Source organism: Rahnella sp. P4_A8 (assembly GCF_056402435.1).
Genome location: NZ_JBFUHK010000001.1, coordinates 210357 through 225103, shown reverse-complemented (window position 1 = coordinate 225103; position 14747 = coordinate 210357). Strand labels below are relative to the sequence as shown.

Genomic DNA, 14747 nt, shown 5'->3' with positions numbered 1-14747 from the left:
GTTACTGAGCGGGCGTCGTTACCGGCGTGCTCGCACTGATCACACCTGAGGACAGCGTATTCAGGGCATCGCGGATGGCCGGAACGGCCAGCGCACGGTTATCGGCCAGATAACGGTCTTGTGCCGCTGGCGCGGAACTTTGAATCGCGACCAGCGACCAGCCATCGGCATTTTTCAGCAGTAGCGGTGAGCCGCTGTCGCCCGGCAAAGTATCGCAGCGATGCGATAACACACCCGGTTGCGCCCATCCGGTGATCAGACAATCCTGATGTACATACAAATCATCCAGATGATCTTCCGGGTATCCGGCCTGGGTCACTTTCCTGCCTTCCTGTTTCAGCAGAGCGGTCAAGTTGTCACGGGAGCCTTCCCACAATGGCAGGGGTTTGATCGGCAATGCCAGTTTTTCATCTGTCAGGCGAACCAGTGCGAAATCAAACGGTGCCGCTTTAGGCGGAACAATCCAGCCATCGCCATCCGCTTTCAGTTTCTTGCCCAATTTCGGATCCACCAGCGTTTGTAATGCGGTGATCTGATATCGCCATTTCTGATCATGAGAAATGAATCTCAGCGCCACGACTTTGTCTATTTTGCCCGGAGGCGCCAGCACACAATGGCCCGCCGTGAGGACAAGATGTTTAGAAATGAGCGTCGCGGTGCATAAATTGCCGCTCTCGGTTTCAATCTGCCCGATGGCCTGCCATGGCCAGTGCGCCGCCGCAGCCACAGGTGTGCGCTGATCGTGACCAAAGAAAAGGGCCGTTTTTTCTTTCATGCTGATGGAAGGTGTGTCGGAATCTGCATCATCAGGAGAGTCTGCATGTACAAGGGCACTGGCGGTAAAACAGAAAAAGCACAAAAACAGCGGTAACGCGATGCGCATAACATTCTGACCTTGAAAACAGGGAGAACCCGGGAAGCCGTAATTATGGAACSATTATAGACGGTTATGTTTCGTGGTGGATATATTTGTCTGGTAACTCAGCCTTTTGAGCCGATGACGGGCGTCATCGCGGGGTATCTCAGAAGTAGAAGAACAGGGTGATCAGACCGCAAAGGATCAGGGAACACAGGGTGATTTCGAACAGGTAGCGGCGCAGCATCTTCCATCAGTACCTCAAGATAGAAAACCGGAGAAAAAAACACCCGGCGAACCGGGTGTTAAATCATCAGTCTTGATAATGGTGAGTAGATACGCTCACAAAGACTTTTACTGACTACTTATGCTGCTGGAGTTGCTTTTGCAGCTGGAGCCGCTTTTTTAGCGTGTTTCACGTGTTTTTTAGCAGCCTGGGCTTTCTGAGCTACTGGAGCCGCTTTCTTAGCATGTTTCACGTGTTTTTTAGCAGCCTGGGCTTTCTGAGCTACTGGAGCCGCTTTCTTAGCGTGTTTCACGTGTTTTTTAGCAGCCTGGGCTTTCTGAGCTACTTTCTTGTGAGTTTTGTGCTTAGTCACATGCTTGGCAGCAGGTGCTGGAGCAGCGGTAGTTGCAGCAGCAGCTGGCGCCGGAGTTGCAGTAGTTTCAGCAGCGAAAGCGACAGAAGACAGACCCATTGCAGCGGCTACAACCAGAGCTAATACTTTTTTCATCTTTAATTCCTCAGAATTTTTGTTTAAGTGTCCACCCCACTGCGGGGCCGGTATGAAGAATACTAGGCGTGTTGGATCTGGTTGTCCGTGAGTGATTGGTTTCGGTGTGTAACGGAATGTACAAAGGAGGGGGGCGTAATAAAATCAGGAAATTACGGTGAAATTGGAGGATATAGCGATGGGGTTGCTACGGGGCAGTGGATCGCGTGTTTGCGTTTAATGCAAACTTCAACTTATTGATTTTGCTTTAAAACCCCACCCCAGCCCTCCCCTTCGCAGGGGAGGGAGCGGACCACGTGTTTGCTCCTCCCCCTGCGAAGGGGGAGGCGGGGAGGGGGTATTAATGGCAACTTCCCTTTTAAAGAAAACTTCAACTTATTGATTTATATTTAAAAAATCGACAACGCACGCCTTCCGCCTACAAGTATCGCCCTTCAAGATGCGCCCGGAAGAACGCCGGATTCAGCGTTTCGCCTGTCGCGTTTTTCATCAGCTGATCTGTCGTGAACCGGCTGCCGTGCTGCCAGATATTCTGTTGCAGCCACTGGAACAGGGCGGTCAGGTCGCCGCGGACAATGTCATCCTGCAACGTCGGAATGGCTTTGTTAGCCGTCTGGAACAACTGCGCGGCGTACATCGCGCCGAGGGTATATGTCGGGAAATAACCGAAGCCACCGTCGGTCCAGTGGATATCCTGCATGCAGCCGTCGCGGTAGTTGCCGACAGTGTCGATGCCAAGATATTCCTGCATCTTTCTGTTCCACAGGGCCGGAATATCATCAACTTCTATTTCACCTTCCATCAGCGCTTTTTCGATTTCATAGCGCAGAATGACGTGTGCCGGATAGCTCAGTTCATCGGCGTCAACACGGATAAGGCCCGGCTGGACGTGCTGGTTCAGCTTCATGAAGTTGCTTTCATCCAGCCCTTCACGGTGACCGAATTGCTCGATAACCAGCGGATACACAGATTTCAGGAACGGCTCGCTGCAACCCAGTTGCATTTCAAACAGCAGGCTTTGTGATTCGTGAACACCCATCGAACGGGCGTTGGAAACCGGCTGGCCCAGCCATTCTTTTGGCAGGTTTTGCTCGTAACGTGCATGACCGGTTTCGTGGATAACTCCCATCATGGCGCTGAGGAACTCATTTTCATTGTAACGCGTGGTGATACGTACATCCTGCGGAACCCCGCCACAGAACGGGTGCGCGCTGACATCCAGACGACCGGCATCGAAATTAAAACCCAGTTTACCCATCACTTTCAGACCAAGCTGCCGCTGTTTTTCGATGTCAAACGGCCCCTGTGGCGCAATACGGGTTTCGGATTTTTGCTTTTCAACCACGGTTTGTAACAGGTCCGGCAGCCAGGTTTTCAGATCGCCAAACAGCACATCCAGCTTCTGTGAGGTCATGCCCGGTTCGTATAAATCGAGCAGGGCGTCGTAACGACTGATGCCCGCAGCCTCGGCGCGCAACTGTGCTTCCTGACGGCTCAGCTTAACCACTTCTTTCAGGTTATCCGAGAAGCCTTCCCAGTCGTTCGATTTACGCTGGATACGCCACGCCTGCTCGCAACGTGCGCCGGCCAGTGATTTTGCCTGTACCAGGCTTTCCGGCAGCAAAGCCGCCTGCTGATAGTGACGGCGCATTTCGCGCAGATTGGCCTGCTCAACGTCATTAAGTTGTTCGCCGCTGGCCTGTTCCAGCCATTCACCGACCTGTTTCGCCGTGAGGATCTGATGCGTCAGCACGCTCAGTTCAGCCAGCGCTTCCGAGCGGGCTTGTCCGCCTTCCGGTGGCATCATGGCCGCGGCATCCCAGCCTGCAATAGCCGATAAATGGCCGAAGCGGGACAAACGGGCGAAGGTGTCGTGTAATTTTTTATAGGCGATGGTCATTGTGGCTCCCTTCCTGATTTTCGTGATTAGGCTGTTCTGCAGCCAGATTGAATGTGGGTTTTACCGGCCAGCTGAAACGCAGACTGGCACCGCCGAGCGGGCTGCCGTCAACGGCGATACGCCCCTGATAAGCGACGGCGATGGAATGGACGATTGCCAGCCCCAGCCCGCAGCCGCCGGTGGCGCGATCACGGCTCGGGTCCAGGCGAACAAAGGGCTCAAAGATGCGGGTACGTTCTTCCGGCGGGATGCCCGGCCCGTCGTCTTCAACCTGCAGGCAGGCGAGTTCACTGTCTAACCACAGGCTGACGCGCAATGTCTGTTGTGAATAGCGCAGACCGTTATTGACCAGATTGTCCAGCACACGCTCCATCAGACGTAAATCCACGCCGCCGAAATCGGCATTTTGCGGCGCGTCATAGAGAATGGTGCGCTCGGTGATCAGCCGGAAATCATCGACTTTGTCTTCCAGCCATTCGGCCAGATTGACTTTTTCCAGGTTAAGCGCCACCTGCGGACGGTCCAGACGTGCATAAGTCAGCAATTCGTCGATCAGCGCTTCAAGCTGCCCGATATCGCGGTTGATGGCATTTTGTTCGGATTCCGGCAGGTTTTCACTGATCGCCAGCCGGTAACGCAGACGTACCAGCGGCGTACGCAGCTCATGGGCGATACCGTCGATCAGGAGTTTTTTACTGGCGACCAGCGTACTGATGTTGTCTGCCATCTGGTTAAAGGCCACGCCCAGCCGGTTAAGGCTGGAGGTCGAATCAAAATCAATACGTTCGTCGAGATGGCCGTTACCGAGGCGCAGCGCGGAGTTTTCCAGCCGCAGCAAATCCTGCCAGTGCGGGCGCATCCACAGGAATACCGGCAAGGCCAGCGATAAACCGATGAAGATCAGCAACCCCAGATCCAGCAGCCGCATTTCATGCATATAAAACAGGTACGGAATAGGGCCGACCACCAGCACGTAATGGCTGCGCGGCACACGCTGAATGAAAGTGTATTCGTCATCAAGTGCAATAATTTCGCCGTCTTTAAGACGTTGATCCAGCACAGGGCTGAGTTTGCGTTTTCCGAGCGGCTCGATATGCAGTTTGAAAGACAGATTCAGATCCAGCGTATTGATGGTCTTGTTCCAGTCTTTAATCGGAATTTCCCGCAGTTCACTGCGCATCAGGTAGAGCGAACTTTTCATCAAATCGTTCATGGACTGACGGCCGGTACGTTCAGCGGTGACTTTGTAAACCAGTCCGACCAGCATCGCCATCACCAGAAAACAGACCAGCAGTAACAGAAAGAACTGGATGAAAAGCTTTTTCATTCCTGTAACGTCTCCCAGGCGTTGGGAGCAAACAGATAGCCTTTATTGCGCACGGTTTTGATGCGAAATGGCTCAAGGGTGTTGTCATACAGTTTGCGACGCAGGCGGGAGATCGCGACATCAATGCTGCGATCCAGCCCGTCATAGCTGACCCCGCGAAGGTTTTTCAGCAGCGCTTCGCGATCCATAATGCGCCCGGCGTGTGTTGCCAGTTCCCACAACAAATCAAAGTCGGAGGTAGAAAGAACGATCGTTTCATCCACCAGCGTCACTTCGCGGTTAACTGGGTCGATGCACAACTGACCGAAATGCAGGGCATTGCCGCTTTTGAGCGTCTGAACCGGTTGTTCATTTTGGCTATTCTGCGCCGGACTCTGACGTAAATGCAGCCGCAAACGGGCCAGAAGTACCGCTGGTGGCGTTGTTTTCAGGATGTAATCACTGGCGCCCATTTCAAGCGATAAAATGTGGTTCATGTCGCTGTCGAGCGATGTGAGCAACACAATCGGGCCGGGGAAAATCGGGCGTWAATCGCGGCATAATGTCATGCCATCTTTGCCCGGCAGCATGATATCGAGCAGAACCAGATCGGGTTTTTCTTTTTCAATACGCGCCTGCGCGGTATCGCCACGCGGTTCAACCAGCACGTCGATATCGTGTTTACCCAGATAGGCGGCGATCAGGTTGCCGACTTCTGCATCATCTTCTACAAAAACGATTTTATTCATTGGCTTGCTGCTTTAAGAAATCCGGTGATTAGCATAGCGTGACCCGCAGGGCGACGCTATCGTGCTAGCGTAATAGAACATGTCAGTTTCCGTTACGGAAAGCACCGGAAGCGACTGGCAAAGTGTTAGTGAATTATGCCATTATATAGCTGAATATCTTCGGCGTTATACATTGATTAAATAATTGATTGACCCTGACCAGGAAGAGGAAGAGGGGATGAATGAAAACCGCCTGGTACCCGATGCGCGCAGTCAACAAGCATCCTTTGACTACATGGAATACTTGTCCGCATCCTGCAAAAAGAAATGGAGTTTTGTCGACGCTATTTATGGCGTGATGCCGTTCTTTGGCATGGTTCTGAAATCCCGTTCGAAAAAAGAAAAATCCAGGCAGGAAGCGTTGCGCGCACTGGCCTTACAGGTAGTTTCCACCCAGGTCAGCGACGAGACCAATATTGTCCGGCTGATTGAACTGGCTGAGCAGCAGAATATGTACAGCATTGATATTAATCTGCCGTACTCGCTGACTGAAGAACAGCTCACTGCAATAAAAGTAGAATGCAAACATCTGGTGCAATTAAACCAGAATAATGATCATCTGTTAGTGCAGATTATGCAGATGCCTCCCCGGCACTGATTTCTCCGTGATGCATTCAAAATAAAGGCCGCTCTCGCGGCCTTTAACATTTCAGCAAATCCCTGCTTATTTCTTCAGTTCTGCGCGTAACTCTTTCACGTCTGAGGCAGAAACCGGCGCGGCGGCATTTCCCCAACTGTTACGGATATACGTCAGCACGTTAGCGACATCAGCATCGCTCATGTTGGCATCAAACGATGGCATCGACGGCGCGGTCGGTTGGCTGTCGGTAGCCACCGGACGGCTGCCCGTCAGCACCACGCGGATAAGCGACGTGGCGTTGGTCTGGTTGATGAGCGGTGAATCGGCCAGACGCGGGAACAGACCTTCCTGACCTTTTCCGGCTGGCGTATGGCATGCGGAACACCGGTCAGCATAGATATTTTTCCCGGCCACCATCGCCTTATCATCGGCTTTCACCGGCGCAGGGGCTTTGCTGCCGCTGTCATGACCGCTGTCTTTCAGGTACACCGCCACGGCTTTGAGATCAGCATCCGTCCAGTGCTGAGACGAATTAGTGACTTCTTCCGCCATCGGACCGGAAGCGATATCGAAACGGTTAGACCCGGTTTTCAGATATTGCATCAGATCTTCCTGCGTCCAGTTGCCGACACCGGTGTGCTTGTTGCTGGTGATATCCGGCGCAACCCAGCCTTCCACCACCGCGCCTTGCAGGAATTCGCTGTCCTTGTCGCCGCCAATCATATTTTTCGGTGTATGACAGGTGCCGCAGTGCCCCAGACCTTCAACGATATACGCGCCACGGTTCCATTCCGCTGATTTATCCATCTGCGGTTTGAATTCGCCTTGGGTGAAGTTCAGCCAGTTCCAGCCCATCAGACTGGTTCGCACGTTGAACGGGAACGGCAACTGGTTGGTTTCCACTTCGTGATGCACCGGTTGCAGGGTTTGCAGATACGCCCAGATGGCGGCGTTATCTTCGCGGGTTACTTTGGTGTAGGCCGTGAACGGCATCGCACCGTAAAGACGTTTGCCGCCGTGGCCGATGCCTTCGGACATCGCGCGCTGGAAGTCATCGAACGTCCATTTGCCGATACCGGTTTGCACATCTGGCGTAATGTTTGCGCCGACCAGACGGCCAAACGGTGTTTCAATCGGTACGCCACCGGCGAAAGGTTTGGCATCCGGCGTGGAGGCGGTATGGCAGGCGGCGCAGTCGCCCACCGTTGCCAGATACCGGCCACGTTCCACCTGTTCGAAAGAGCCGTCGCCTGCCGCGTGGGCCAGCCCGCTGATGCTCAAAGCCAGTAAACCGAGTGAGAATGAGGTTAACTTTTTCATGCGATCATCTCTCCCGGTTTTTTCAGATAGTAGTTACGGATTGCATGGGCGGCTTTGAACGCCAGCGCGCCGACGGTGCCGGTCGGGTTATAGCCCGGGTTTTGCGGGAAGGCAGAGGCGCCGACCACAAACAGATTAGGCACATCCCAGACTTGCAGATGTTTGTTTACCGAGCTGGTGGACGGATCCGCGCCCATCACAAATCCGCCGACCACGTGGGAAGACTGATACGGCGTACCGTTCCAGTGGCCTTTCATCGGATTAGCGACCAGCTGACGCGGATTCATCGCCTTGGCGATTTCGGCCACTTTACCGGTGCAATACGCGGCCATTTTCAGATCGTTTTCCGGGAAATCGAAGGTCACGCGCAGCAGCGGGCGACCCAGACGGTCTTTATAGTTCGGATCCAGCGACAGATAGTTGGTTTTGGTGGTGTAGCTGCTGGCCTCACAGCCGATCGACATCGAGCTGAGATAGTTGGCAACCGTGGCTTTTTTCCATTCGCTTCCCCATTTCGGTGTTCCCGGCGGAACAGGGCGGTAGCCGATGGGCGCACCACCGATGGGTGTGACACGGATACTGCCACCGCCAAAGAAGCCCAGACCACTGTGATCGAAGTTGTCGTTGTTGAAATCGTCGATGCCCATCCCGACCGCGCCTGCACCGATGAACGGGTTAAAGTTTTTGTCATCGAAGAACAGTTGCACACCGTTGGCGGTCTGATAAGCGTAATTACGGCCCGTGGTGCCGCTTAAGGTGACCGGGTCATAGGGTTTACCGATGCCGGAAAGCAGCATCAGACGGACGTTTTCGAAGGTAAAGGCACTGACGATCACCAGATCAGCCGGTTGTTCCCACTCGTCACCGGACGAGTCGATATAGACCACGCCTGTGGCGCGTTTACCGGTGGAATCGGTCAACACCTGCATCACTTCACAGTTGGTGCGGGCTTCGAAATTCTCCTTGCGGATCAGCGCCGGTAATACGGTGGTGATGGCGCTGGCCTTGGAATAGTTCGCGCAGCCGTAGTTGGTGCAGAAGCCGCAGTAGGTACAGGGCCCCATTTTTACACCGAGCGGGTTGGTGTAAGGCTCGGAAATCAGGGAAGAGGGCACCGGGAACGCTTTGTAGCCCATATTGCGCGCGGCTTCAGCAAACAGTGTCGGGCCGTAAGGCTGATCCATCGGGCGGGTCGGATATTCAATCGAGCGCATCCCTTCATACGGGTTACCGCCTTCATGATGTTCGCCGTTCACGTTACTGGCTTTACCGGACACGCCGGCCAGACGTTCGAAAGAGGCGTAATGCGGTTCCATTTCTTCCCAGTCGGTGCCCCAGTCTTGCAGAACTAACTCTTCCGGGATGGCGTTCGCGCCGTAACGTTCAGTCAGATGGCTTTTCAGGCGGAATTCATCTGGCTGGAAACGGAAGGTGATCCCCGCCCAGTGGTTGCCTGCGCCGCCGGTGCCGTTACCCGGATGGAAAGATCCCCATTCGCGCATCGGCAAAGCCGTTTGCGCCGGATTGTTGCGGATGGTGATGGTGTTCTGACGGGTGCGTAACATCAGTTCCTGACGGGTGTTGTAACGCAATTCATCAGTAACGGTGGCTACGTTGAAATCGCGCGCCGTATCACGCCACGGGCCGCGTTCAATTGCCACCACATTCAGACCTTCGTCGCACAATTCATTGGCGATGATCGAGCCGGCCCAGCCGAGTCCGATCACCACCACGTCGGTTTTGGGTAATTTTTTTGCCATAATATTGTTCTGCCCTTAGCTTTTCATTTTCCATGCGTCGCCGCCGGAAATGCTCAGCGGTTCGAGATCGAGTTTCTGGTTATGTTTGCCGACATATTCGCGGTAGTCGTAGCGTGCGCCGGGGAAGCCCAGCATTTTCCACGACACCATATTGCGGTTACCGCCATAAATCGGGTCAGCGAAGAAACCTTCCATCGTGTTCTTAAGTGCAATGGCGAAGAACAATTTGGAATCGATCCCATCAAGGGCAATTTTTCCACTCTCAAGGCCTGACAGGATTTGATCCTGTTGGTCACCGGGCAGATCTTTGAATAATTTCTGATGCTGTGACCGGGTGTATTTATCCAGTGCGGCCAGACCAAGACGGTAACGCTGTTGCGGAACCAGCGGTGACTGGTCACCTTGTTCCGGTGTACCGTCCTGGAAAGGGCCTTGCATATAAAGGCGGGAATAGGTGCCGTAGAATCCGGCCAGCTGACGGTCGATAAACACTGCGCATCCGGCATCTTTACCGCCCACGCTCAGGTCATCGGCGGGCACCAGACGGTCAACAATAGCTTCCATAGCAGCGGCTTCGGCGTCGGTGAAGAACGCCCAGCCATCGGTCTCAATCTGCGGCGGCGGGCTGGCGTCAAAGGGGCTCCACACGGGCGTGCCTTTGAGCGTCACCGCGTTTGCGGCTTTGGCGGCACCCAGTACTGCGGAGGCGGCCGTGAAGGAGAGAATTTGTCTGCGGGTCACGCCGGGCAAGGTTTTTTTGCTCATTTATGTTCCCTGTTTGTATACATCACTTTAAGGTCCGGACGCACTCTGCCAGGGCAGTCGGGTGGCGTCGGGATAATCGTTAACCTGCTAAGGATAAATGAAAACAGACTGTAAAGATAAATGGTTGGTTTGTTAAAAATGTTATCAAATGTGTGCAATGATATCTTTGGTGTTATTTTAGGTGATATTTTTTGTGATGTGACGGCAAATCATCCATGTATTCACTATGGAAATGAATTGGCATGATTTCATTTAAGGAAATGATGTATGTGGCCGTTCGTGGCGTGAAGGTTGAATTATGCTGACCGTGCGGTAAGATCAAACCTTACGGGCAAAATGTGTAAGGTATGACTGACGTCACAGATTTTTTTTCTGATTTATTGAAGCGATTTGCAGGCAAGACCTGCGCCTCTTTGCTGATGGCTGGGGGAACCGCCTTCTATGCTGTAAGCGCCAGTGCGCTGACGGCAGAACCCACCGAATACGGCGCACTCAGCTATAACCTCAGCGGTTTTCTGCCTGCCAGCGACGAAAGTTCTGTCTTTAACAATGGCACCCCGACCCAAGCGTCTCAGACGTTACCGAGCCTTGGCAGCCAGTATATCCATAACAATACCGGACCGACGGCCACTGAAAAACAACTTGCTACCACGCTGAAAGAGCTGGGAGCCACCACTACGGACAGCGATGATCCCCTGCGTGTGCAGGCGGAGACGCTGGCGTTGAGTCAGGCCGCGAAACTGGTGCAAAAAGAAACCAGCAGTTTGCTTTCGCCGCTGGGAACAGTCAGCACCTCACTGGATATGACCGGGCGTAATCTTGACGGCAGCTCCGGCCGGCTTTTCAGCCCGCTATATAATTCTCAAACCAATCTGGTTTACAGCCAGATTGGCCTGCAAAGCGAGACGGATGCCACTGTCGGTAATTTCGGCCTGGGCCAGCGCTTCAACACCGGCGCGTGGATGCTGGGATATAACGCTTTTGTGGATAATGATTTCGATCATCAGCTGACGCGCGGCAGTCTGGGCGCGGAAGCCTGGACAGATTACCTGCGTTTCTCCACCAATTATTATCATCCGTTTTCGTCCTATAAAGCCGACAGCAGTACGTCTGCGCAACTGCGCCGTCAGGCGCGTGGCTATGACATCACCACCAAAGGCTATTTACCTTTCTATCGCCAGTTGGGGGCTTCGCTGAGTTATGAGCAGTATTTCGGTAATCAGGTGGATTTGTTCGGCAACGGCACGCGGCAGAGTAATCCCTCGGCGGTGTCGTTTGGCGTGAATTACACACCGGTACCGCTGGTGACGGTGATGGCCGAGCATCAGGCCGGGCAGGATGGCGATAATCAGGATGTGGTGAAGCTGACCCTCAATTACCGGCTGGGTGTGCCGCTGGATCAACAATTGTCTTTCCGGAATGTCGCGGCAGCCCGCTCGCTGCGCGGAAGCCGCATGGACATGGTTGATCGCAATAATATGCCGGTGATGGAATTCAAACAGCGTAAAACCTTGTCGGTGTTTTTAGCCACGCCGCCGTGGTCATTGCAGCCGGGTGAAACTGTGCCGCTGAAACTGCAACTGCGCGCGCTGAATTCAGTGGTGGCGCTGAGCTGGCAGGGCGATACGCAGGCGCTGAGCCTGACGCCACCCGCGAATAACCGTAATCCCGATGGCTGGAGTGTGATTGTGCCGCCGTGGGATGATTCCCCGGACGCCACCAACATTTATCGTCTGTCGGTGACCGTGGAAGACAGTAAATCGCAGAAAGTGACGTCAAACTGGATCACCCTCAATGTATCCCCGCCGCTGACTGCGCAACCGCAATACGGCAACGATGCGGGGCTGAATTTCTGATCGAGCCACTGAGGGTTTAGCTTTTTGCTCCTCCTCCTGCGAAGGGGGAGGCGAGGAGGGTTTTTAAAGGCTAACACCTTGTTAAAGCACATTACTCTGCAACACCCATACCGCCGCTTCGACGCGGGATTTGAGTTTCATTTTTTTCAGCAGATGTTTGACGTGCACTTTCACCGTGCTTTCGGTGATATTCAACCGGCGGGCGATCATTTTGTTCGGTAAACCTTCAGCGATCAGTTTGATGATGTCGCGTTCGCGCGGCGTAAGGGACTGAATATCGCGGTCACCGCTCGGGCGGCTTTCACGCAGGCTGGCGGCGAGCACCGGCGTCAGCGCTTCGCTCAGCACCATCTTCCCGGCGGCGGCGTTATGCAACGCGGCCAGCAAATCTTCCGGCTCCATATCTTTCAGTAAATAACCATCCGCGCCACGTTTCAGGGCTGTCACCACGTCATCTTCGTGATTCGACACGCTGAATACCACGATACGACCGGAAAGCGAGGTCTGGCGCATGCTGTCGAGGGTATCCAGCCCGTTCATGCCCGGCATATTCAGATCCAGCAGGATCAGATCCGGGTCGAGCTGTTTCGCCAGTTCAACGCCTTGTTCGCCATTGCTGGCTTCGCCAATGACCTTGAGACGCGAGTCCAGCGCGATCAGCTGTTTCACGCCGTTACGCAGCATAGGATGATCGTCAATCAGCAAAATAGTGGAAGGGGTGATGTCGTTCATACTTGCTCCTGGGGATTGACAGGCAGGGCTTCCGGACGGAAACGCACCGTGACTTCTGTGCCGCCATCCGGGCGTCGGGCGACCCGACAGCTGCCGTGTAAGGTACTGGCGCGATCCTGCATGATGATCAGGCCATAATGATTTTGTCGCTCGACGTCCTGTGAAATGCCTTCGCCGTTGTCACAAACACACATGTTGATTTCGCCGTCATGACAGTGCAGTGAAAGCGATACCTGCGTGGCGTTAGCGTGTTTGTAAACATTGTTCAGGGCTTCACGGGCGATGTGCAGCAGGTGAATACCCTGATTGGCCGGCACGGAACGCGGCGGGATCTGGTAATCAAAACCGATGGACAAACCCATGCGGCGCGAGAATTCATCCACGGTATGTTGCAGCGCAGCACGCAGGCCGGGAGTATTGAGCGTCAGTCGGAACGTGGTCAGCAGTTCCCGCAACTGACGATAAGCGGTACTCAGTTCCTCACGCATTTGCTGCAACAGATTTTTATCTTCTTCAGAGAACGTGTCAGCGTGCATTTGCAGGCAGGCCACCTGAATTTTCAGGCACGACAGCGATTGTGCCAGCGAATCGTGCAGTTCGCGGGCGATGGCTGAGCGTTCTTCCATCAGCATTAACTGCTGCTGATGTTCTGCCTGACGCGCCAGCATCAGGGTGCTGGTGAGCTGTTCCAGCAGGGTATGTAGCAGTTGCTGCTGATCGTCATCCAGATACTGGCCCGGCGGCAACTGTGCCAGCAACACACCGTAATTTTCACGATCGTCGCGCAGGCTCCAGCTCAGGGATTCGCCGCCGTCATCCGCATGTTCACCGACCTTAGGGCTGTCAGGCTGACGGGGTGAAGCATGGCTGAATTCATTGAACACTTCCACACTGTTATTTTCGTATTGCCGCAACTGAATGCCGCTCAGCGGAGTCAGTGACTGTAACTCTTTCAGCACCGGCTCCATGCGCACCTCAAGCGGGTCGCTGGTGTGAAGCTGACGGCTCACACGGTACAGATAATCCAGCATCTGATTTTTTTGTTGCAGGTCGGCGGTTTTTTCTGCCACGCGCTGCGCCAGATTATCAACCATCTCCGCCAGCGCCAGCGACATGCTGTTAAGCGAATCGCCGAGAATATCCATTTCATTATGCGCATCGCCATTCGCCACACGTTTGCGCTGATAGCGGTGGCTGAAATCCCCGGCGGTAATGGCGCTGGCCTGTGCGAGCAGGCTTTTCCAGGGCGTTAACAGATGGCGGCGCAGGAACCAGATGGTCAGCGCCATCAGTAATACAGTGACCGCCACCAGCCCGCGCTGAATCAGCGAAATCTGTTGCAGATGGTATTCGGTTTTGTACTCAAGTGCGGCGACCAGCACATCAAGCTGGCCGACAAATACGGCGATATTGGCTGATACATCTTGCGGATGCTTAGCCGCCAGAAGCTGGTCGCGCAGGGTAGTTTGCCAGTACTGACGTAACGCCAGAAACTGCGGTTGCAGGTTTTCGCGCTCTACCGCCTGTAATAAATCGGCGCTGCTTTCGTCAGCTTCCATCTGGCTGATATAACGGGCACTGGTTTCGCTCAGAGGGACCTGCGACAACAGCCGGTAACTCTGCATACGCAGTGAACCTGCTTTATTAATCGCATGGGCGTTGCCTTCGATACTGCCCGCCATCCACGCCGCCATGCTCATTCCGCCAATGCCCAGAAGGCCGAGCAGCAGCATCAGCAATGTGATCTGGCTGATGAGCGACAAAGAAGGCAGTGCGCGTTTAAACATGAATAGTATTTCCTGAACCTATATCGAAAGCTGCGGATACCGTGCCGGGCTGACGCCAGCCTGTACAGAGTGGGCATTTTTTATGATCAGAGGAAGTTTCCCTATACCTCTTTATGGTTACTCCTTTATTTCCATCTGATTTATACCTTCATTAGATGAAAGAATATTTCTTCATCAACTTTATGAATACTAGCAGTTTATTCTTTTTTCACCGGATACTCACAAAGGATTCATGGTCATTTTTCCTGCATTATCCACCTGCGATTGCGTTGATTTGTATCAACATCCTGAAGCGGGGCTCTACCTAGTGTGTGCGACATAACTTAATCATTACAACAACAATGCGTTGCCACCGAGGTACAC

The 14747-nt window shown here is 53.8% G+C and carries 13 protein-coding genes; 2 read left to right on the top strand and 11 right to left on the bottom strand.

The window, feature by feature from the left end:
• Position 1: 1 nt before the first annotated feature.
• The 6 genes from AC1DUO_RS00980 to rstA form a co-directional block, all read right to left on the bottom strand.
• Positions 2-883, bottom strand: a complete 882-nt coding sequence (locus tag AC1DUO_RS00980; RefSeq protein WP_013575406.1) for a trypsin-like serine peptidase — start codon at positions 881-883, stop codon at positions 2-4.
• A 139-nt stretch (positions 884-1022) separates the two neighbouring features.
• Complete coding sequence (gene ydgU / locus AC1DUO_RS00975; RefSeq protein ID WP_455567028.1) at positions 1023-1103, bottom strand: small membrane protein YdgU; 81 nt, start codon at positions 1101-1103, stop codon at positions 1023-1025.
• 118 nt (positions 1104-1221) lie between these two features.
• Entirely contained in the window at positions 1222-1590 is a 369-nt protein-coding gene (gene asr / locus AC1DUO_RS00970; RefSeq protein ID WP_015697278.1) for an acid resistance repetitive basic protein Asr, read from the bottom strand.
• Positions 1591-2008: 418 nt separating this feature from the next.
• Positions 2009-3490, bottom strand: a complete 1482-nt coding sequence (locus tag AC1DUO_RS00965) for a carboxypeptidase M32 (RefSeq protein WP_112198572.1) — start codon at positions 3488-3490, stop codon at positions 2009-2011.
• On the bottom strand, positions 3474-4817 hold the full coding sequence (gene rstB / locus AC1DUO_RS00960) for a two-component system sensor histidine kinase RstB (protein WP_013575409.1): 1344 nt from the start codon (positions 4815-4817) through the stop codon (positions 3474-3476). The genes AC1DUO_RS00965 and rstB overlap by 17 nt, the downstream gene beginning before the upstream one ends.
• On the bottom strand, positions 4814-5545 hold the full coding sequence (rstA, locus tag AC1DUO_RS00955) for a two-component system response regulator RstA (protein ID WP_477986219.1): 732 nt from the start codon (positions 5543-5545) through the stop codon (positions 4814-4816). Before rstA ends, rstB begins: the two co-directional genes overlap by 4 nt.
• A 217-nt stretch (positions 5546-5762) precedes the next feature.
• On the opposite strand from rstA, the gene AC1DUO_RS00950 reads away from it, so the two are divergent.
• Entirely contained in the window at positions 5763-6182 is a 420-nt protein-coding gene (locus AC1DUO_RS00950; protein WP_013575411.1) for a hypothetical protein, read from the top strand.
• Positions 6183-6248: 66 nt separating this feature from the next.
• Here AC1DUO_RS00950 and AC1DUO_RS00945 read toward each other — a convergent pair whose 3' ends face one another.
• From AC1DUO_RS00945 to AC1DUO_RS00935, 3 genes are read right to left on the bottom strand one after another with little or no spacing between them, the layout of a single operon-like run.
• Positions 6249-7484: a c-type cytochrome gene (locus AC1DUO_RS00945; protein ID WP_037033954.1), complete on the bottom strand. Its 1236-nt coding sequence runs from the start codon at positions 7482-7484 to the stop codon at positions 6249-6251.
• Complete coding sequence (locus AC1DUO_RS00940) at positions 7481-9244, bottom strand: GMC family oxidoreductase (protein WP_112198571.1); 1764 nt, start codon at positions 9242-9244, stop codon at positions 7481-7483. The genes AC1DUO_RS00945 and AC1DUO_RS00940 overlap by 4 nt, the downstream gene beginning before the upstream one ends.
• Positions 9245-9259: 15 nt before the next feature.
• Positions 9260-10009 carry a gluconate 2-dehydrogenase subunit 3 family protein gene (locus AC1DUO_RS00935; RefSeq protein WP_013575414.1) on the bottom strand — a complete coding sequence of 250 codons (750 nt, stop codon included), beginning with the start codon at positions 10007-10009 and terminating at the stop codon, positions 9260-9262.
• A gap of 347 nt (positions 10010-10356) precedes the next feature.
• Between AC1DUO_RS00935 and AC1DUO_RS00930 the strand changes: the two genes are divergently transcribed.
• Positions 10357-11865, top strand: a complete 1509-nt coding sequence (locus AC1DUO_RS00930) for a YchO/YchP family invasin (RefSeq protein WP_379670825.1) — start codon at positions 10357-10359, stop codon at positions 11863-11865.
• Positions 11866-11946: 81 nt separating this feature from the next.
• Here AC1DUO_RS00930 and narL read toward each other — a convergent pair whose 3' ends face one another.
• Both narL and narX read right to left on the bottom strand, forming a co-directional pair.
• Complete coding sequence (narL, locus tag AC1DUO_RS00925) at positions 11947-12597, bottom strand: two-component system response regulator NarL (protein ID WP_013575416.1); 651 nt, start codon at positions 12595-12597, stop codon at positions 11947-11949.
• Positions 12594-14384 carry a nitrate/nitrite two-component system sensor histidine kinase NarX gene (gene narX / locus AC1DUO_RS00920; protein ID WP_013575417.1) on the bottom strand — a complete coding sequence of 597 codons (1791 nt, stop codon included), beginning with the start codon at positions 14382-14384 and terminating at the stop codon, positions 12594-12596. The genes narL and narX overlap by 4 nt, the downstream gene beginning before the upstream one ends.
• Positions 14385-14747: the final 363 nt, after the last annotated feature.

Bases quoted from the DNA above. Each gene is read 5' to 3' on its own strand.
- AC1DUO_RS00980 (WP_013575406.1), bottom strand. From the start codon at position 883: ATGCGCATCGCGTTACCGCTGTTTTTGTGCTTTTTCTGTTTTACCGCC.
- ydgU (WP_455567028.1), bottom strand. From the start codon at position 1,103: ATGCTGCGCCGCTACCTGTTCGAAATCACCCTGTGTTCCCTGATCCTT.
- asr (WP_015697278.1), bottom strand. From the start codon at position 1,590: ATGAAAAAAGTATTAGCTCTGGTTGTAGCCGCTGCAATGGGTCTGTCT.
- AC1DUO_RS00965 (WP_112198572.1), bottom strand. From the start codon at position 3,490: ATGACCATCGCCTATAAAAAATTACACGACACCTTCGCCCGTTTGTCC.
- rstB (WP_013575409.1), bottom strand. From the start codon at position 4,817: ATGAAAAAGCTTTTCATCCAGTTCTTTCTGTTACTGCTGGTCTGTTTT.
- AC1DUO_RS00950 (WP_013575411.1), top strand. From the start codon at position 5,763: ATGAATGAAAACCGCCTGGTACCCGATGCGCGCAGTCAACAAGCATCC.
- AC1DUO_RS00945 (WP_037033954.1), bottom strand. From the start codon at position 7,484: ATGAAAAAGTTAACCTCATTCTCACTCGGTTTACTGGCTTTGAGCATC.
- AC1DUO_RS00940 (WP_112198571.1), bottom strand. From the start codon at position 9,244: ATGGCAAAAAAATTACCCAAAACCGACGTGGTGGTGATCGGACTCGGC.
- AC1DUO_RS00935 (WP_013575414.1), bottom strand. From the start codon at position 10,009: ATGAGCAAAAAAACCTTGCCCGGCGTGACCCGCAGACAAATTCTCTCC.
- AC1DUO_RS00930 (WP_379670825.1), top strand. From the start codon at position 10,357: ATGACTGACGTCACAGATTTTTTTTCTGATTTATTGAAGCGATTTGCA.
- narL (WP_013575416.1), bottom strand. From the start codon at position 12,597: ATGAACGACATCACCCCTTCCACTATTTTGCTGATTGACGATCATCCT.
- narX (WP_013575417.1), bottom strand. From the start codon at position 14,384: ATGTTTAAACGCGCACTGCCTTCTTTGTCGCTCATCAGCCAGATCACA.